13 protein-coding genes are annotated in these 18,710 nt (G+C 48.9%); 9 read left to right on the top strand and 4 right to left on the bottom strand.

Features of this window, described 5'->3' with window-relative positions; all coding sequences use genetic code 11:
* The 3 genes from RM811_RS23525 to gltA form a co-directional block, all read right to left on the bottom strand.
* The coding region (locus RM811_RS23525) for a TerC family protein (RefSeq protein WP_407065748.1) at window positions 1-201 on the bottom strand (201 nt) is incomplete at its 3' end.
* Window positions 202-637: 436 nt separating this feature from the next.
* Window positions 638-3,808 carry an ankyrin repeat domain-containing protein gene (locus tag RM811_RS23520; RefSeq protein ID WP_402529176.1) on the bottom strand — a complete coding sequence of 1,057 codons (3,171 nt, stop codon included), beginning with the start codon at window positions 3,806-3,808 and terminating at the stop codon, window positions 638-640.
* Between the two features lie 423 nt (window positions 3,809-4,231).
* The gene (gene gltA, locus RM811_RS23515; RefSeq protein WP_402529174.1) at window positions 4,232-5,536 is read right to left on the bottom strand and encodes a citrate synthase; all 1,305 of its coding nucleotides are present in this window, start codon (window positions 5,534-5,536) and stop codon (window positions 4,232-4,234) included.
* A gap of 524 nt (window positions 5,537-6,060) precedes the next feature.
* Between gltA and sdhC the strand changes: the two genes are divergently transcribed.
* The 9 genes from sdhC to sucD all read left to right on the top strand — a co-directional run bounded on the left by sdhC (window position 6,061) and on the right by sucD (window position 17,447).
* Window positions 6,061-6,435 carry a succinate dehydrogenase, cytochrome b556 subunit gene (gene sdhC, locus RM811_RS23510; protein WP_402529171.1) on the top strand — a complete coding sequence of 125 codons (375 nt, stop codon included), beginning with the start codon at window positions 6,061-6,063 and terminating at the stop codon, window positions 6,433-6,435.
* On the top strand, window positions 6,429-6,797 hold the full coding sequence (gene sdhD, locus RM811_RS23505; RefSeq protein ID WP_402529168.1) for a succinate dehydrogenase, hydrophobic membrane anchor protein: 369 nt from the start codon (window positions 6,429-6,431) through the stop codon (window positions 6,795-6,797). The genes sdhC and sdhD overlap by 7 nt, the downstream gene beginning before the upstream one ends.
* Window positions 6,798-6,800: 3 nt before the next feature.
* The gene (gene sdhA, locus RM811_RS23500) at window positions 6,801-8,573 is read left to right on the top strand and encodes a succinate dehydrogenase flavoprotein subunit (protein WP_402529165.1); all 1,773 of its coding nucleotides are present in this window, start codon (window positions 6,801-6,803) and stop codon (window positions 8,571-8,573) included.
* Window positions 8,574-8,583: 10 nt separating this feature from the next.
* Window positions 8,584-9,288 (top strand): succinate dehydrogenase iron-sulfur subunit, encoded by a 705-nt coding sequence (locus tag RM811_RS23495; protein WP_402529164.1) that lies wholly within the window; start codon window positions 8,584-8,586, stop codon window positions 9,286-9,288.
* Between the two features lie 237 nt (window positions 9,289-9,525).
* Window positions 9,526-12,360, top strand: a complete 2,835-nt coding sequence (locus tag RM811_RS23490; RefSeq protein ID WP_402529161.1) for a 2-oxoglutarate dehydrogenase E1 component — start codon at window positions 9,526-9,528, stop codon at window positions 12,358-12,360.
* Window positions 12,361-12,500: 140 nt separating this feature from the next.
* Window positions 12,501-13,718 (top strand): 2-oxoglutarate dehydrogenase complex dihydrolipoyllysine-residue succinyltransferase, encoded by a 1,218-nt coding sequence (gene odhB / locus RM811_RS23485; RefSeq protein WP_402529159.1) that lies wholly within the window; start codon window positions 12,501-12,503, stop codon window positions 13,716-13,718.
* Window positions 13,719-13,847: 129 nt separating this feature from the next.
* Window positions 13,848-15,287, top strand: coding sequence for a dihydrolipoyl dehydrogenase (lpdA, locus tag RM811_RS23480; protein WP_402529157.1), 1,440 nt, complete (start codon window positions 13,848-13,850; stop codon window positions 15,285-15,287).
* Window positions 15,288-15,408: 121 nt separating this feature from the next.
* Window positions 15,409-16,578, top strand: coding sequence for an ADP-forming succinate--CoA ligase subunit beta (gene sucC, locus RM811_RS23475; RefSeq protein ID WP_402529154.1), 1,170 nt, complete (start codon window positions 15,409-15,411; stop codon window positions 16,576-16,578).
* Window positions 16,575-17,447 (top strand): succinate--CoA ligase subunit alpha, encoded by an 873-nt coding sequence (gene sucD / locus RM811_RS23470; RefSeq protein ID WP_402529152.1) that lies wholly within the window; start codon window positions 16,575-16,577, stop codon window positions 17,445-17,447. The genes sucC and sucD overlap by 4 nt, the downstream gene beginning before the upstream one ends.
* Window positions 17,448-17,553: 106 nt before the next feature.
* On the opposite strand, the gene asd is transcribed toward sucD, so the two are convergent.
* Window positions 17,554-18,516 carry an archaetidylserine decarboxylase gene (asd, locus tag RM811_RS23465; protein WP_402529151.1) on the bottom strand — a complete coding sequence of 321 codons (963 nt, stop codon included), beginning with the start codon at window positions 18,514-18,516 and terminating at the stop codon, window positions 17,554-17,556.
* Window positions 18,517-18,710: the final 194 nt, after the last annotated feature.

Raw genomic sequence — 18,710 nt, 5'->3', positions numbered from 1 at the left:
CCAGCTTAATGAGAATAACAGGCCAAGGCGGGTAATCATGGCCAGGCCCAAACCAATCTGTCGCCCATAAGCCCGTTGGTGCCTGGGAAGTCTATCCACCAGAATGGTGAGGAAGATAATGTTGTCGATTCCCAGGATTATTTCCAGTGATGTCAGGGTAAGCAGGGCGATCAGTGATTCAGGCGTAAATAGCAGATCCATTGCCAGTTTCCATCAGTCGGAAAGAGTATTTTACTTTAGCTTAGATCAGGTTCTGTTGACATAAGGTTATCGCGATCAGTGGCTCGTAAAGCCGTCTTCCAGAATACCCATAACCATCTACCCGACCTGTTCAGGGCTATTATGTCGGGAAAGCTGGAGAGAGATGCCGCAAACAGGTATGCATAGGTACTTCCGACAAATGCAAACCTGAGCCTTACATAATTCCTCCAGGCATCTCATTGTGCTGGACAATGGGGTAGTGGGTCAGGTTGGGTAACTGATAGTGCCACCATTTGTGATATCGGGTGGCTTCAGTATTTCCTGGAAGGTATAAGTTGTGTCGATGCCTGACGTATACAAAAACAGCAGACACAGACATATAACCACAGCACCTGATGGTGGAGCGAGCTGTGGTTAATGGGTGAGGGTAAAAACGTCATACCTCCAGTTTTTTAATCTTGGCAAACTTGACCAGTGCGGCTACAAGGACGTTATTTTCTGGCGTGTTGATTTGCTTCTTCTGCTTGGTAACATGCGTTGCCGTTATTGAATTTTTGTCCAGTGTGCGGTCAATATACTTCACAAATGCGTCATCGGATGGATCCATTGCTGAGATTAAGGCTTGTTTGCGAACCGGTGTTAACGCGTTAGATCCTTCCGATAAAAAAACGTCGATACCAAGGTTCGATTTACTGCTACTCCAGATCGTCCCATTATTTGAGAAACCAGAATTAGCAAAATAACCCTGACTATAAAACCAGAACCAAAGTTCGATGGCCTTTTCGTCGTCTTTTTCATTAAGGATTATTTGATGCAGTTTAGTTAGATGTTTCTTTTCATCTGCATTCATTTTAAGCCTGCTAGAGAGAGTACAAACTTCCAGTACACCCAGTGGGTCGCCCATATCAACAGGTATTGGTGTGTCACCTCCGGGCAATAGAGAGAGGTATGAATGGCCTGTTTGCAAAAGAAATGAAGTAGTATTGGCCCCTTCCGTTAATGTGGGCAGGTCTGAGGATGCGATCAGATGTTGAAAAACGGGTTGTGGCAGGGTGGGTATCAGACATACAGCGACCTCTCCATCTGAAGTTAATTCTGCCAGATGTTGTTCTGCACTCTTATCTTTCAAGTCGATGAGCGCAATATTTAAGCGCTTACAGATCAGCTTCAAAGTGTTTATTGATAGTAGCTGCCAGCTGTTCATACAAACCAGATGCGGCTTACTGACTGGCAATGTTGAGGCCCGTCGCGTCAGTATATCAATCCATCGAAAAACGATGTCTATGCGCTGTTGCGGTGTTATTTTTTGATGATGTAAGCCATAAATAACTCCGCTGTGCATTTTTCCCTGCCTGCTCATGGCGCAAATATGAGCCAGGTTACTGGCCAGTGTCGACTGGTTTTCAGTTGAGGTAAGTCTTGTTTTAATCCATTCAGTTTCACTGAAGCCTGGCTTTTCGAGATCCTCTTGCTGCAGAGGTTTTTTTCTCGGAATAACACTGTCGGCAGGCAAATCCAGCGCTACTTTTCGGTGATGAGTGCCATCAAAGTCGGTATAAAGTTCTTGAATGTAACGCTTAAAACGATAAGGCTGGATTACCATATAGTTTTTTTCTATGGTTCCACACTGCTGGTATTTGCTACCTCCACTGATCATTGAGATCGTTAGGGGAGGCTCTGTTTTCTCATCGTCACAATCCAGAATGGTCACCTGACTGCCTGACATTTGAATCGTCTGGGGAAGTCCGGATTTGGGGTCGAATTCAGGGAGTAACGCCGCCAGTTTATGTAACACGACTTGATGTTGTTTATTGTATTTTTCCATTTGCGCCGGTGTAAACTGGTTTCGTGATATCTTTGCAGCTTGCGGATTGTGATTATATAGAGCATTCGGTGGGGACAATCGCATTTGAATATTCGGCGCCCCCAGTTCAGCCAGAGATCTGACAATGCCGATATTGGCACTTTCATCACCCATCGACCAAAACTCTGTTGTTGTTTCAGAGGGGAAACACGTAAAATGACCATAAACGCCTACTTGACCAAGGCCCTTTAGCACGGCTCTGGCCTGTTTTTCCATTTCACAATTGATACTATCTGTTGAATATCCTGCAGAAGCGTTGGGAGCAATGGTTCTATGGGTGTTATCAACAGAGTGCCCACCTTTTGCTGGTGCTATTTTCTTGTTTTTCTCTGCCTGAGCGGCGGTTCTGTCAAAGGGAACCTGTTGAAAATTAAAATTCTGTTGATTTCTCAGGTGCTGTATTCTTTTATCACATTCTGGATTTCCAGTGCGAAAGTCGGCAAAAAAATCAATGCAACAAAGTTTTTCCTGGATGTGCGATAGTTCCAGCATCTGGTTTATAAAATATAGTTTTTTGTCCGTAGTCCATATTTTGTTTTGCCTCATTACAATAGCAAGTGGTGTCTTCAGATCATTAGCTTTGATGCAAAGGCTGGCAGGTTGCATTTTTGCGATGAACTCACAGGTATCGTAGTCGTGACTCAGGATGGCGTAATGAAGGGGCGTTTTCCCTTGATTGTCTTTTACAAGCAGGATCTCTTTCTGCACATTGTTAAGTAGGCGATATAATATAGCTAGAGAATTATCGGTGCCCGTTTGAGCTACGATATGGACTGCAGTTGTATGATCAGATGCTGGTTTGACTGCCGCCTTTTTACCCGCTTCTGTCGCTAACGCCTGAATTAGCAGATTTTCATGCTCAGACTCACACATAGCATAAACCATGCTTTTGTTGCTTTTATCATCGAAAGGCACTAGAAGACAGTCAGGGTATTGCTTGATCAGCCTGGGATTGTTCTCAATCAGTGAATATATCTTCTGTCCTTCGCCCTTTTTAACGGCCTCTTGCAACTCATTAATGCTTTCAGGAGAAACCTCGAAAGGCCCGGTAAGGCAATCATCGGGGATTTTAGGTGGCTTCCGCAGTATCCTCTCCATCCTCTCCATCCTCTCCATCCTCTCCATCCTCCCCATCCTCCCCATCATCCCCATCCTCTCCATCCTCCCCATCATCCCCATCATCCCCATCCTCCCCATCATCTCCATCTCACGCCATTCTAATAACAGCTCGATCATCTTCTTTTCATTGCATTTGTTAATCGCATCTTTAAGCTCACTTGTTTTATATTTATCTGTGTGACGGGGATATTGACAAGCCTCGCTATGGAAAAGGTGATCGTAATCTTGCTTTGCAAGTACCTGCAATGCTTCTGCAAATATCTCCCGTATTTTAATTACATCAAGCCTCCAAATCGCATCTTTCATATTTTGCATGAGCGTTTTTGGCAGTAGCTCCATTTTAGGAGGTGAATCATCAGGTTTTAAACTTTTCTCGCCAGTTATACTGGGCCGCAGATAGGGTGGTGCTGATTTTACCACCGGATTTTGAGGTGTTGCCTCTTGTGGGGAATCAAGGCTCTGAGCCTCTCGATGTAGTAGGTTCTTGTTATCAAAGCTTATTTTTGTATCCCAAGACTCGACGCGCTTTTGGCTAGGGGGCTGCGAGTTTACTTTTGTTGGGTTTTCTGTTTTAGGCTCTAACTGGAACCCTTGAGTCAGATTAATCAGAGGTTTGAGATTCATTATGGTGTGATCCAAATATATTCTTTTGTAGTCAGACCGCTTCTTGAGTCATTAGTTTCATAACGCTTATTCGATTTCGTGATTTCGTGATTTCGTGATTTCGTGATGTATGGATTTAGCAATAACAATCCCCGGAACCGCAGGCTGGTGCCCAGCGCTGTCCTGACGAATCATTGAAACTGGCTTCAGGCTTGTTCTTATTATTGCTGAAATGGCAGAACAGATAATCGGCTTGGCGCCAGTCTGGGAAATAGCCAGGGGAGGTCAAAAAAAAGGGGGGGAGGGCAAGGAATTGTCTCGAAATAAATTCCCCATTTGCCAATAGATTGAGGCGCCTGGGGAGTAGTACTGTAAACAGTTCCGGCGGTGTTCTCCACTGTCATTGTGTGTAGGGATTGCACACAATCCCCCGGATAATCGGCGTTAGGTCCGTTCGTTCACAGGCATGTAGTCACGTTTAGGTTCACCAGTATAAAGCTGACGAGGACGACCAATACGATAGTCTCCACTGATCATCTCATGCCAGTGAGCAATCCAGCCCGGAGTGCGACCGGTGGCAAAGATTACCGTAAACATCTCGGTTGGGATGCCCAGTGCCTTGAGAATGATACCTGAGTAGAAGTCCACATTGGGGTAGAGCTTCTTCTTGATAAAGTATTCATCTTCAAGTGCAATTTTTTCAAGACGCTTGGCGATCTTGAACAGCGGGTCATCATCCAGGCCAAGTTCCTTGAGAACGTCATCGCAGGTCTGTTTCATGACTTTGGCCCGTGGGTCAAAGTTTTTGTAAACCCGGTGACCAAAGCCCATCAGGCGGAATGGGTCATCCTTGTCTTTTGCTTTGGCGATGTATTCATCAATATGCGCTTCGTCACCAATCTCATTCAGCATGACCAGAACCGCTTCGTTGGCACCACCGTGAGCCGGTCCCCAGAGCGCAGCAATACCGGCGGCAATGCAGGCAAACGGGTTGGCGCCGGAAGAACCTGCCAGTCGAACGGTTGAGGTAGAGGCATTCTGTTCATGGTCAGCGTGCAGCAGGAAGATGCGATCCATGGCTTTAGCCAGAACTGGCTTGACTTCGTATTCTTCACAAGGTGTGGCAAACATCATGTGCAGGAAGTTGCCGCCATAGCTCAGGTCATTCCGTGGATAGACAAACGGCTGGCCAATGGAATATTTGTAGGCCATCGCTGCGAGCGTCGGCATTTTGGAAATCAGGCGATAAGCACAGATCTCGCGATGCACTTCGTTGGTGATATCCAGTGAGTCATGGTAGAACGCAGAAAGAGCGCCAACAACACCACACATAACCGCCATTGGGTGAGCATCACGCCGGAATCCGGAGAACAGGTCGCTCATCTGTTCATGGATCATGGTGTGACGCATGATGGTGTGTTCAAACTTTTCTTTTTCCTGACGGCTGGGAAGCTCTCCGTACAGGAGCAGGTAGCAGCATTCCAGGTAATCAGAATGTTCGGCCAGTTGTTCTATAGGGTATCCGCGATGCAGAAGAATGCCCTTGTCACCATCAATGTAAGTGATTTTAGACTCACAGGATGCCGTAGAAACAAATCCCGGATCGTAAGTGAACAGACCGCTGGACGCCAGACCCCTTACATCAACAACATCAGGCCCAATAGTGCCTGAATAAATCGGTAACTCCAGAGTCTGATCCATGCCGTCGTCTCCGCCTGGAAGGGAGAGTAGAGCTTTCTTATCAGCCATTTATGGCCTCCTGTCATGCCGTTTGGTCTCGTTATATTTACTTCAGGTGAGTACTTTTCAAACTTTTTATAAAACTGTTTATATAAAGAAGGTCACAGAAAAGCCGGAGCCTGATTGAAAAATATTCGAATTAAGTGTTATTGGCTCCCTTTTAAGGTTTGACCACTATAGAGAGATATATTTTTTTGTCAAACGAACTAAATGTTTACGTAATCCGTAATAGATATACGATTAACTGTTTGGTGTTTTAGGGGTAAATGCCTAACAAAGTGAGCAATTGTAATTACATTTTAGAGTGTATATACTCCGACACCAAAGCCGTTTGGGCTGGGTTTCTGACCCTCGGCTTTGTAGGTTCTGCTGACAATCTTATATCAACAGAATCTGGAGGGGCGTCGTTTATTTAGCAGTTTGGCGATTCCCGCCCGCTTGTCGCAGGGTCCGGGAAATCTGGAAGTTCTTGCTGATTCTGTAGTGTACGCCACCGAGCGCTGGGTCAAAAGAGAGCAAAGAGAGCAAAGAGAGTGAATAGCAAAAGACCTGTCAATCTCGATATTACAACCATTAAATTACCCCTGCCGGCCTACACGTCGATATTGCATCGCGTGTCAGGTGTCATCTTATTCGTCGGTCTGGGTTTTCTCTTATATGGACTTGATCTGTCGTTAGCTTCCGAGGAGTCGTTTGACTCCCTTAAAGTCTTGCTAGCTTCTCCTCTGGCCAAATTCATCACCTGGGGTATTTTATCGGCCCTGATTTATCACTTTGTTGCCGGAGTGAAACATCTGCTGATGGATGTGGATATTGGGGATGGTAAAGAGTCGGGTAAGTTTGGCGCGATCATCACACTGGTTCTGTCAATTGTGCTGATTATCCTTGCGGGGGTTTGGCTATGGTAACCAATATCACCAATTTGTCCCGCAGTGGACTGTATGATTGGATGCTTCAGCGGCTGACCGCGATTATTCTCGGTGCTTACTTCGTTTTTCTTCTTGGTTATCTGGTGGTGAATCCTGATCTTCAGTTTCATCAGTGGTCTGCTCTTTTCGATGAGACCTGGATGAGGGTGTTTACCCTGCTGACCCTGATTTCTATTCTGGCTCATGGCTGGGTAGGTATGTGGACCATTTTTACTGATTATTTTAATGACCGCGCACTCGGCAGTAAGTCCGTATTGATTCGTTTTCCATTACTGTTGCTGTGCTTTATAGCCTTGTTTAGCTATGTGGTCTGGGGCGTACAAACTCTTTGGGGGCTTTGATTGATGTCAGTACTTCGTACCCTTACCTATGATGCCATTGTTATAGGCGGTGGGGGCGCAGGCCTGCGTGCTGCGCTCCAACTTACCCAGGCAGGTGTCAAGACAGCCTGTGTTACCAAGGTATTTCCTACCCGCTCCCATACGGTGTCTGCCCAGGGAGGTATCACCTGTGCGATTGCCAGTGATGACCCAAAGGATGACTGGCGCTGGCATATGTACGATACCGTCAAAGGATCCGACTATATCGGTGATCAGGATGCCATTGAGTACATGTGTTCAGTGGGTCCTCAGGCGGTTTTCGAGCTGGAACATATGGGGCTTCCCTTCTCCCGTACTGAAGAAGGTCGTATTTATCAACGGCCATTTGGTGGTCAGTCCAAAGACTTTGGTAAAGGCGGACAGGCGGCAAGAACCTGTGCGGCAGCAGACCGAACCGGTCATGCACTTTTACACACCCTGTATCAGGCGAACCTGAAAGGCGGTACCACTTTTTTGAATGAGTGGTATGCCGTTGATCTGGTGAAAAACCAGCAGGGTCAAGTGGCCGGTGTGATTGCCATTGATATAGAAAGTGGTGAAACCGTCTATATAAAAGCGAAAGCGACGGTAATGGCCACCGGTGGTGCCGGGCGAATTTATTCATCAACCACCAATGCATTGATTAATACCGGTGACGGTATTGGGATGGCGCTGCGAGCAGGCTATCCAATGCAGGATATGGAAATGTGGCAGTTCCACCCCACGGGTATTCATGGTGCGGGTGTTCTTGTTACTGAAGGCTGTCGTGGTGAGGGTGGTTACCTGATCAACAGTGACGGTGAGCGTTTTATGGAACGCTATGCACCGAATGCCAAAGATCTTGCCGGTCGTGATGTGGTTGCCCGATCCATGGTTATCGAAATTCTCGAAGGTCGTGGCTGTGGCCCTGACAAAGACCATGTATTGCTCAAGCTTGACCATCTTGGTGAAGAAATATTGAACAGCCGGCTTCCCGGTATCTGTGAACTGTCGAAAACCTTTGCTCATGCTGATCCGGTAAAAGTGCCGGTTCCTGTTGTGCCGACCTGCCATTATATGATGGGTGGAATTCCCACTAATGTCGGTGGTCAGGCGTTGCGTCAGGATGGTCAGGGTAACGATGAGATCATTGAAGGTCTTTATGCCTGCGGCGAATCAGCCTGTGTTTCTGTTCATGGTGCTAACCGACTGGGTGGAAACTCTCTGCTCGACCTGGTGGTATTCGGGCGTGCTGCGGGTATCCAGATTGAGAAAAACCTGAAGGAAGGGTTTGACGCTGTCGATGCGTCTGACAGCGATATCCAGACAGCCCTGTCACGTTTGGACCGGCTTAATAGCTCTGCCGGCGGTGAAAGTGTGGCGAAGGTTCGTGCTGACCTGCAAAACACCATGCAGCTTTACTTCGGGGTTTTCCGGGAAGGTGAGAGCATGCAGAAAGGCCTGCGCCTGCTTGATGAGCTGGGTGAGCGACTGGGTAACCTGCACCTTGAAGACAAGAGTAATGCCTTCAATACCGCCCGTATCGAAGCCCTTGAGTTGGAAAACCTGTATGAGGTTGCCTATGCAACGGCAGTCTCTGCTGAGGTCAGGAAAGAATCCCGCGGTGCTCATGCCCGTAATGATTACCAGGAACGCGATGACGAGAACTGGCTGGTTCACTCTCTTTACTCGCCGGTTGATAAATCGGTGAGCAAGCGTGCAGTCAACTTTGCCCCGACAACCATGGAGGCTTTTCCTCCCAAGGCCAGAGTCTACTAGGGAGAGGAACATGAAGGTTAGTGTCTATCGTTATAATCCGGAAACCGACAGAAAACCTTATATGAAGGATTTCGAGGTTGATATTCCGGAAGGCAAGGATTTGATGGTGCTGGATGTCCTGAACCTGATTAAGGAACAGGATCCATCATTGGCCTATCGTCGTTCTTGTCGGGAAGGGGTTTGCGGTTCTGATGGTCTGAATATTGGCGGGACTAATGGTCTGGCCTGTATTCTTCCTCTCTCGGAAGTGGCCAGAGGTGGTAAGCTGGTGATCAGGCCGTTGCCCGGACTGCCGGTTATCAGGGATCTTGTGGTAGATATGAGTCTTTTCTACCAACAGTATGAAAAGATTAAGCCCTGGCTGATCAATGACCAGCCAGCGCCGGCTATTGAACGACTTCAGTCGCCAGAAGAACGTGAGAAGCTGGATGGGCTCTATGAGTGTATTCTCTGCGCCTGTTGTTCCACCTCCTGTCCTTCATTCTGGTGGAATCCTGATAAATTTGTCGGTCCGGCGGGTCTGTTGCAGGCTTACCGGTTCCTTGCTGACAGCAGGGATACCGCGACGGAGGAAAGGCTGTCTGAACTGGATGACCCATTCAGTGTTTTCCGTTGCCGGGGGATCATGAACTGTGTCAGTGTTTGTCCGAAAGGCTTGAACCCGACCCGGGCTATTGGTCATATCAGACAGATGTTGTTTAAAAGTGCAACGTAGTATGCTTGTGCAAAGCGTTGTGTAATGAATTGCGTAATGAATAGTGCTGCTGCCATCCGGAATTTTGGAGCTGCAATAGCTTGAATCAGCAGGGGCGGTCGGAAAATATCCGATCATATCTGAGGGAGATTGTTCACTGGCTATCGACGCCAACAGTGACATCTGATTTTCAACCGGGCTGGTTGAAAATCAGGCAGATTTCCCAGGATAAAGCCCCAGACTCACGGGGTAATGATCATGCAAGAAGGTGTCATGCAGCGGATGTGGAGTTCATCTCACATTGCAGGGGGAAATGCTGCATACGTCGAGGAGTTGTACGAACGCTATCTGCGCGACCCCAATAGCGTGGAGGCACAGTGGCGTGACTATTTTGAAAAGCTGCCCCCGGTTAATGGTGGCGGTGCAGATGTTCCTCACTCTACTATTCAGGAAAATTTCATCCTTATGGCGCGCCAGCGCCAGACGACCCGTCCTATTCAGGCTTCTACGGTTTCCAGTGATCATGAGCGCAAGCAGGTTCAGGTACTGAGGCTGATCAGTGCCTTTCGAATCCGGGGTCATCAACAGGCGGTTATTGACCCGCTGGGTGTGATGATACGGGAAGCGTTTTCTGACCTGACCCTTGCTTACCACGGACTGACTGAAGCGGATCTGGATACGGATTTTCAAACATCAACGCTGTTTATTGGTAAAGAATATGCCTCTTTACGGGAAATATACGAAGCACTGAAGGCAACCTATTGTGGTTCCATTGGTGTTGAGTATATGCACATCCCTCAAACGGAGGAGCGTCGCTGGTTTCAGAGTCGTATGGAGAGTGTTCGCAGTCTTCCGGAAGTGGGGGTTGATGCCAAACTGCACCTGCTTGAGCGACTGACCGCGGCTGAAGGGCTTGAAAAGTATCTTGGCACGAAATTCCCCGGAACCAAACGCTTTGGTCTTGAGGGCGGTGAGTCCCTGATCCCGATGCTGGATGAGATTATTCAGAGATCAGGCTCTTATGGTACCAAGGAGCTGGTTATTGGTATGGCTCACCGTGGTCGTTTGAACGTCCTGATTAACATTCTGGGTAAAAAACCGGGCGACCTGTTTGATGAATTTGAAGGGAAAAAAATCGTTGAACGTGGATCGGGTGATGTGAAATACCATCAGGGCTTCTCTTCCAATGTCATGACGCCCGGTGGTGAAGTTCACCTTGCACTGATGTTTAACCCTTCGCATCTGGAAATTGTTGCTCCGGTGGTTGAAGGTTCAGTACGGGCTCGACAGGATCGTCGGAATGACTCGGTGGGTAATAAGGTCATTCCCATTGCGCTCCATGGCGATGCCGCTTTTGCCGGTCAGGGCGTGGTGATGGAAACCCTGCAAATGTCCCAGACCCGTGCCTATAAAACCGGCGGCACACTTCATATCATTATTAATAATCAGGTGGGCTTCACTACCAGTTTCCGTGAGGATGCACGCTCCACTGAGTATTGCACTGATGTGGCAAAAATAGTGGGTGCTCCTATTCTTCATGTGAATGGAGATGACCCCGAGGCGGTTCAGTTTGCTACCAAGCTGGCTCTGGACTACCGGATGGAATTCCATAAAGACATTGTGGTTGACCTGGTTTGCTATCGTCGTCGTGGTCATAACGAAGCGGATGAACCGTCGTCTACTCAGCCCATGATGTACAGCAAAATTAAAGCCCATAGCACTACCCGGGATCTATACGCCCAGTCACTGCTGAAAGCCGGTATCATCACCGATGCTGATAATCAGCAACTGATAGAAAGCTATAGAACCGCACTGGATAATGGCGAGCATGTTGTTAAGGCGCTGGTCAAAGAACCGAATAAAGAGTTGTTCGTTGACTGGACCCCTTACCTTGGTCATGCCTGGACGGCCAGGCATGACACCCGGGTTGCGGTAGGCACACTTCAGGCACTTGGACAAAAACTGTGTGAAATTCCGGAAGGTTTCGTGCTCCAGAGACAGGTCAGCAAGATTGTTGATGACCGTCGTAAAATGGCCGCCGGAGGTTTGCCTATTAACTGGGGTTGTGCTGAATTACTGGCTTATGCTTCTCTGCTGATGGAAGGCAGTGAGGTTCGTATTACCGGGCAGGATGTTGGCCGCGGAACCTTCTCTCACCGTCATGCGGTTCTTCATAATCAGAAAGATGGCTCCACACTGGTTAACCTGGCAAAACTGGCGGAAAATCAGCCTCGTTTCCAAATCTGGGATTCGTTGCTTTCAGAAGAAGCAGTGCTTGCTTTTGAATATGGTTATTCGACAACGACGCCCAATGCCCTGGTGGTCTGGGAAGCGCAGTTTGGTGATTTTGCCAATGGCGCCCAGGTGGTGATTGACCAGTTTATTTCCAGTGGTGAGCACAAGTGGGGACGTTTATGCGGTCTTACCCTGTTGTTGCCCCATGGCTATGAAGGGCAGGGGCCGGAACATTCTTCTGCCAGGCCAGAGCGTTTTCTGCAGTTATGTGCTGAACATAATATTCAGGTGTGTGTACCGACCACGCCGGCTCAGGTGTTCCATATGCTGAGAAGGCAGATGCTCAGGCCATTGCGTAAGCCGCTGGTGGCCCTGACACCCAAGAGCCTGCTTCGGCATAAACAAGCCACTTCTTCCCTGGAAGAGCTGGCGGATGGTGGTTTTCAAACGATCATCCCTGAGATTGATGCCCATGAGCCATCCGCCGTTACGCGGGTGATCATGTGTTCAGGCAAGGTTTACTATGACTTGCTTGAAAAGAAGAGAACCGGAGAGATCAGCGATACGGTTGTTATTCGAATTGAACAACTTTATCCCTTCCCTCAGGACGACCTGGATGGGTTGATTGTCAGCTACCCGAACCTGCAGGATGTGGTCTGGTGTCAGGAAGAACCAATGAATCAGGGAGCCTGGTACTGCAGTCAGCATCACATGCGCCGTTCAGTGGCTGTACACCCTAATAAATCATTGAATCTAAGGTATGCCGGGCGTGAGGGATCGGCGGCTCCCGCCTGTGGTTATATGTCAATTCATGCCCAGGAACAGCAGAAACTGGTAAACGATGCTTTCAGCATTTAACAGAGTGATACTCACCGTTCATCATTGATCGGTGACATTTATTAAACGGCCTGCCGGCTTATTTTACCGGTTTGGCCAGAGCGGTTAGCGCGGTTAATGCAGTTAGCGCTCAAAGGGGCGAAGACGCAAAGGATCAATGAATGGCCACTGAAATTAAAGCACCTACTTTTCCTGAATCCGTTGCTGACGGCATTGTAGCAACCTGGCATAAGAAGCCCGGAGAGCAGTTCCGTCGAGATGAACTGCTGGTCGATATTGAAACCGATAAAGTGGTTCTTGAAGTCGTCGCTCCTGTAGATGGTGTTCTGAGTGAAATTCTCAAGCCTGAGGGTGAGGTGGTTCTCAGTAGCGAAGTCGTCGGTATTTTTGAAGAAGGTGCTTCAGCGGGTACTGCACCGGCTGCTTCTGAAGCTCCGGTCGTCAGCTCAGAAGCTGCTCAGGAAGAACCAATCCTTAGCCCGGCGGCCCGTCGCATGGCCGATGAAAAGGGTATAAACCATGCTGCTATTGCGGGAACAGGAAAAGGTGGGCGTGTCACCAAGGAAGATGTGGTTCGTCATGTAGAAGAAAGTGGTCAGGCTGTTTCTGCTCCGGCACCGGTAGCGCCTGCAGCCTCTGCACCTCAGGTAGCGGCAACTGCCCCGGTATTTTCCGGTGAGCGTGTTGAGAAGCGTGTTCCTATGACTCGCCTGCGTGCCAGGGTTGCTGAACGACTGGTTCAAGCTCAGCAGAACGCGGCCATGCTGACTACATTTAATGAAATCAACATGAAACCGGTCATGGAACTTCGCTCTCAGTACAAAGATATATTCGAGAAGCGTCACGGTGTGCGACTCGGTTTTATGTCCTTCTTTGTTAAGGCCTGTGTGGAAGCACTTCGCCGTCATCCGGCGGTCAATGCCTCTATCGATGGCACCGATATCGTCTACCATGGTTATCAGGATATCGGTGTTGCGGTATCCAGTGATCGTGGTCTGGTAGTGCCTGTACTTCGCGACACTGAAGAGATGAGCCTGGCGGATATTGAAGCGAAAATCCGGGAGTATGGTAAAAAGGCAATGGATGGTAAGCTTGGCATCGATGAGATGACCGGCGGCACCTTCACCATTTCCAACGGCGGTGTATTTGGTTCCCTGCTGTCAACGCCAATACTTAACCCACCGCAGTCCGCAATTTTGGGTATGCACAAAATCCAGGATCGCCCGATGGCGGTCAATGGCAAGGTTGAAATTTTACCGATGATGTACCTTGCACTGTCTTATGATCATCGACTTCTGGATGGTAAAGAAGCGGTCACCTTTCTGGTGACCGTCAAGGAGCTGCTGGAGGATCCGGCCAGAATGCTTCTGGATGTATAACTCCAGACTTTATGAGGCAGCCAGATCTTCTGGTGATTTACCTGGTGAGTCACTTGTTGATAGCGCTGCCTGTTAACGCCTTGACCTGTTATACCCTGTTTTATAAACCGTTTGTTCTGGAAAAAACTTATGGCAAATCAGTTCGACGTGGTAGTTATTGGTGCAGGCCCGGCTGGCTATGTCTGCGCTATTCGCGCAGCTCAGCTGGGGCTGAAAACTGCCTGCATCGAGAAGTGGTCCGATGATAAGGGCAAGGCAAAGTTAGGCGGTACCTGCCTGAATGTTGGCTGTATTCCGTCAAAGGCCCTTTTGGATAGCTCCTACAAATACACCGAAGCTAAAGAAGATTTTGCCACCCATGGCATCATCCACAGCGGTGTAGAGATTGATGTACCGGCAATGATTGCCCGTAAGGACAACATTGTGAACCAGCTGACCACTGGCGTTACCGGCCTGTTCAAAGCGAACGGTGTTACTTTGCTGGCAGGTTCCGGCAAACTGCTGGCTGGCAAGCGCATTGAATTAACCAAAGCGGATGGTTCCGTCGACATCGTTGACGCGGCCAATGTGGTTATTGCTACCGGCTCGCGCCCCATCGAGATTCCGCCAACCCCAATAACTGAAGGTCTGATTGTTGACTCTACCGGTGCCCTGGAATTTCTCGAAGTTCCCAAGCGTCTTGGCGTTATTGGTGCTGGTGTTATCGGTCTTGAACTGGGCAGCGTCTGGGGACGTCTCGGCTCAGAAGTGGTGGTTCTCGAAGCACTGGACAAGTTCCTTGCCATGGCCGATCAGCAGATTGCCAGAGAGACTCAGAAGATCTTCAAAAAGCAGGGGCTTGATATCCGCCTCGGTGCCCGGGTTACCGGTTCTGAAGTGAAAGGTAACGAAGTTGAAGTGACGTATCAGGATGCCAATGGTGATGAGCAGAAGCTGACCTTTGATAAACTGATCGTTGCTGTTGGCCGTCGCCCCTACACTGAAAATCTGCTGGCTCCAGACTCTGGTGTCAATATGGATGAGCGTGGCTTTATTTTTGTTGATGACAACTGTGCCACCGATGTTCCGGGTGTCTATGCCGTTGGTGATGTCGTTCGTGGCCCAATGCTTGCCCACAAGGGCAGTGAAGAGGGCATCATGGTGGCAGAGATCATTTCCGGTCAGAAAGCACAGATGAACTACGACCTGATTCCTTCGGTTATTTATACGCATCCTGAAGTGGCATGGGTGGGTAAGACGGAAGAAGAAGTCAAAGCCAGTGGCGAAGCGTACAAGACAGGTTCCTTCCCGTTTGCGGCCAGCGGCCGGGCTCTGGCGGCCAATGAACATCATGGTATGGTCAAGGTGATTGCCGATAAAGCCACTGACCGTATTCTGGGTGTCCATGTGGTTGGCCCAAGTGCTGCTGAACTGGTTCAGCAGGGGGTTATTGCCATGGAGTTTGCGGCCAGCACCGAAGATCTTGCATTGACTATTTTCTCTCATCCAACGCTCAGTGAAGCATTACACGAAGCGGTTCTGGCGGTTGATGGCCACGCTATCCATATTGCCAACCGCAAGCGTCGTTAAAAACATCTCTATGGGAGCGTTCAGGGTCGACTCGCTCCCCCCTTCACCTGAAACATCCATGGATTTGGATTGACGAAAAACAAAAAAATAACGGTTAAATAAAAAAGAGGGCTACGTCAGCATGAATCTTCACGAATATCAGGGCAAAAAGCTCTTCGCTAAATATGGCCTGCCGGTATCCCAGGGGATCGCGGCAGACACTCCGGAGGAAGCCGCCGCTGCAGCGGATCAAATCGGTGGTGATGTCTGGGTGGTCAAAGCTCAGGTACATGCTGGTGGCCGAGGTAAGGCCGGTGCTGTAAAGCGGGTGACCAGCAAAGATGAAATCCGTGCTTTTGCCGAGCAGTGGCTGGGCAAGAACCTGGTGACTTATCAGACTGACGAAAAGGGTCAGCCAGTCAGTAAAATTCTCGTTGAAAGCTGCATTGATATTGATAAAGAACTTTATCTTGGCGCAGTGGTTGATCGCGCCTCCCGTAAAATCATTTTTATGGCCTCCACCGAAGGTGGGGTGGAAATTGAGAAGGTCGCTGAAGAAACGCCGGAAAAAATTCTCAAAGCAATCATTGATCCTTTGACCGGCGCTCAGCCTTACCAGGGTCGTGACCTGGCCTTTAAACTTGGCCTTGAAGGCAAGCAGGTTAAACAGTTTACGAAGATTTTTCTGGGTCTTGCCAAACTGTTCCAGGAGTGTGATTTAGCACTGTTGGAAATTAACCCGCTGGTTATCACCAAAGACGGTGATCTTCACTGCCTTGATGCCAAAGTCACCATCGACAGTAATGCACTTTATCGTCAGCCTCAGCTGAAAGAGATGCACGATCCTTCCCAGGAAGATGCCCGTGAAGCTCATGCCGCGATATGGGAACTGAACTACGTAGCACTGGACGGCAATATTGGTTGCATGGTGAATGGTGCGGGTTTGGCCATGGGCACCATGGATATTGTTAAATTGCATGGTGGCGCGCCAGCTAACTTCCTGGATGTGGGCGGTGGTGCTACCAAAGAGCGTGTTACCGAAGCCTTCAAAATCATCTTGTCGGACGACAGTGTTAAGGCAGTTCTGGTGAATATCTTTGGTGGTATTGTTCGCTGCGACCTGATTGCGGAAGGCATCATTGGCGCTGTTAAAGAAGTGGGCGTAGAAGTGCCTGTAGTGGTTCGTCTGGAAGGTAATAATGCTGAGCTGGGTGCACAGACCCTTGCCAATAGCGGGCTCGATATCATCGCGGCTAACAGTTTGACCGAGGCTGCTCAACAGGTAGTGAAAGCAGCGAGGAATCCGCAATGAGCATTCTGATTAATAAAGACACTAAAGTTATCTGTCAGGGATTTACCGGTGCCCAGGGTACCTTCCATTCTGAGCAGGCCATTGCCTATGGTACTCAAATGGTCGGTGGTGTAACGCCGGGTAAAGGTGGTCAGACTCACCTGGGCCTGCCGGTATTCAATACGGTTGCTGAAGCCGTTGACAAGACCGGTGCCGGGGCTTCCGTTATTTACGTTCCCGCGCCTTTCTGTAAGGACTCTATCCTTGAAGCTGCTTATAGCGGTATCAAGCTGATTGTCTGCATTACCGAGGGTATTCCAACGTTGGATATGCTGGAGTGCAAGGTTAAATGTGATGAGCTTGGCGTACGTTTGATTGGGCCAAACTGCCCGGGTGTTATCACGCCGGGAGAGTGCAAGATTGGCATTATGCCGGGTCATATTCACCTGCCTGGGAAGGTGGGTATTGTTTCCCGCTCCGGTACGCTGACCTATGAAGCGGTTAAGCAAACGACGGATTACGGGTTTGGCCAGTCTACCTGTGTTGGTATTGGCGGTGACCCAATTCCTGGCGCTAACTTCATCGATATACTGGAGCTCTTCCAGAATGATGATAAGACGGAAGCGATTGTCATGATTGGCGAAATTGGTGGTTCTGCTGAAGAAGAAGCGGCAGCTTACATCAAAGAATATGTAACCAAGCCGGTCGTTTCTTATATTGCTGGTGTAACAGCGCCTCCGGGCAAGCGTATGGGACATGCTGGTGCCATTATTGCCGGTGGCAAGGGTACTGCGGATGAGAAGTTTGCGGCCCTTGAAGCGGCAGGTGTCAAGACCGTCAGAAGCCTTGCTGATATTGGTGAAGCATTGAAAGAAATCACTGGTTGGTAAACTTCTTAAGACCGCTACCCGCTACCCGCTACCCGTAGCCCGCAAAAGCACAAGCGGACCCGGCTTTTTCGGGAAGCGGGCGGCGGGAAGCGGGCAGCGTTGGTAATCACTCCGGGCTGCCCATCGCCTCTCCCATTCGGATCTTATTACCAGGATGGCAGTGGCCGAACCATTGGGTTTCCGGATTGGCAAACAACACAATGACCGTTGAGCCAAGCTTGAACCGACCCATCTCATCACCGCGTTCCAGGGTGAATGATCTATTCTCATAAAAAATCCGGGTGATTTTTCGGATTTGTGGTTTCACCTGACCTGCCCAGACGGTTTCCATACTGCCCACGACCATTGCACCGACCATAATAACCGCCATCTCCCCGAAGTCCGTATCAAAAATGCTGATCACCCGCTCATTAAGCGCATATAACCCCTGAATGCGGTCAGTACTCCCGGGATTGACAGAGTAAAAAGAGCCCGGCACATAAATCATTTGTTTAAGGGTTCCGGTAACGGGCATATGTACCCGGTGATAATCACCGGGTGACAGATAAATGGTGCTGAAGAGGCCATCATTGAAAGTGCTGGCCAGTTTATGGTTGCCAGCAAGCAGGGCGGTGAGGCTGTAATTGTGTTGTTTGGCCTGAATGACCCGGCCATTTTCAATCCTGCCGATCTGGCTGATAGTACCATCTACTGGGCTACTGATCAGCCCGGGGTCTTCAGGGAGTGGTCGCGCGTCCTTCTTCAGTGGGCGGGTAAAAAAGTCGTTAAAGCTCCGGTAATCTTCCGGATTTTCATAAAGCGCCTCACTCATATCAATATTGTTCTTGGTAATAAAGTCGCTGATCAGTCGGTTCTTGAGCCAGGGCCACTGTTTTTCAGCCAGGGAGTAAGCCAGATGGTTTATTAATTGATGAGGTAATATCTTTTGAAGATAAGGCGGAATGGTATAGGAAAACTCTGTACGGACAAATGGCGAGTCGTTTCTGTTGTTGTCAGACATCGTACTACTGGCTGAAAGCAGAATACTGATCATAATAAGGGATCGGGTGACGCTGGGGGGGAGGTACATATTGCCACTTCCTGTGATTGATTCAGGTTTTAGACCGTTGAATGTATAGAAAGTTTCCTTGATCAAAATAATAATAATGGCGAAAACGGGTGTAATTAAAAGTGTCCAAAAGAGAAAGTCGAAATGGTTATAGCTTTTAAGGTAGTGGAGCTGCAGGAGGAGCTGCAGGAAATACCCGGGCACCGTCATTCCCG

Source organism: Endozoicomonas sp. (genome assembly GCF_031844845.1).
Lineage (GTDB): Bacteria > Pseudomonadota > Gammaproteobacteria > Pseudomonadales > Endozoicomonadaceae > Endozoicomonas.
This window is presented reverse-complemented; position numbering and strand designations above follow the sequence as displayed.

What these genes read in the sequence shown, in the direction of transcription:
- odhB (WP_402529159.1), top strand. Translation starts at nt 12,501, where the DNA reads ATGGCCACTGAAATTAAAGCACCTACTTTTCCTGAATCCGTTGCTGAC.
- sdhD (WP_402529168.1), top strand. Translation starts at nt 6,429, where the DNA reads ATGGTAACCAATATCACCAATTTGTCCCGCAGTGGACTGTATGATTGG.
- gltA (WP_402529174.1), bottom strand. Translation starts at nt 5,536, where the DNA reads ATGGCTGATAAGAAAGCTCTACTCTCCCTTCCAGGCGGAGACGACGGC.
- sucC (WP_402529154.1), top strand. Translation starts at nt 15,409, where the DNA reads ATGAATCTTCACGAATATCAGGGCAAAAAGCTCTTCGCTAAATATGGC.
- sdhA (WP_402529165.1), top strand. Translation starts at nt 6,801, where the DNA reads ATGTCAGTACTTCGTACCCTTACCTATGATGCCATTGTTATAGGCGGT.
- RM811_RS23495 (WP_402529164.1), top strand. Translation starts at nt 8,584, where the DNA reads ATGAAGGTTAGTGTCTATCGTTATAATCCGGAAACCGACAGAAAACCT.
- RM811_RS23520 (WP_402529176.1), bottom strand. Translation starts at nt 3,808, where the DNA reads ATGAATCTCAAACCTCTGATTAATCTGACTCAAGGGTTCCAGTTAGAG.
- asd (WP_402529151.1), bottom strand. Translation starts at nt 18,516, where the DNA reads ATGTACCTCCCCCCCAGCGTCACCCGATCCCTTATTATGATCAGTATT.
- RM811_RS23490 (WP_402529161.1), top strand. Translation starts at nt 9,526, where the DNA reads ATGCAAGAAGGTGTCATGCAGCGGATGTGGAGTTCATCTCACATTGCA.
- lpdA (WP_402529157.1), top strand. Translation starts at nt 13,848, where the DNA reads ATGGCAAATCAGTTCGACGTGGTAGTTATTGGTGCAGGCCCGGCTGGC.
- sucD (WP_402529152.1), top strand. Translation starts at nt 16,575, where the DNA reads ATGAGCATTCTGATTAATAAAGACACTAAAGTTATCTGTCAGGGATTT.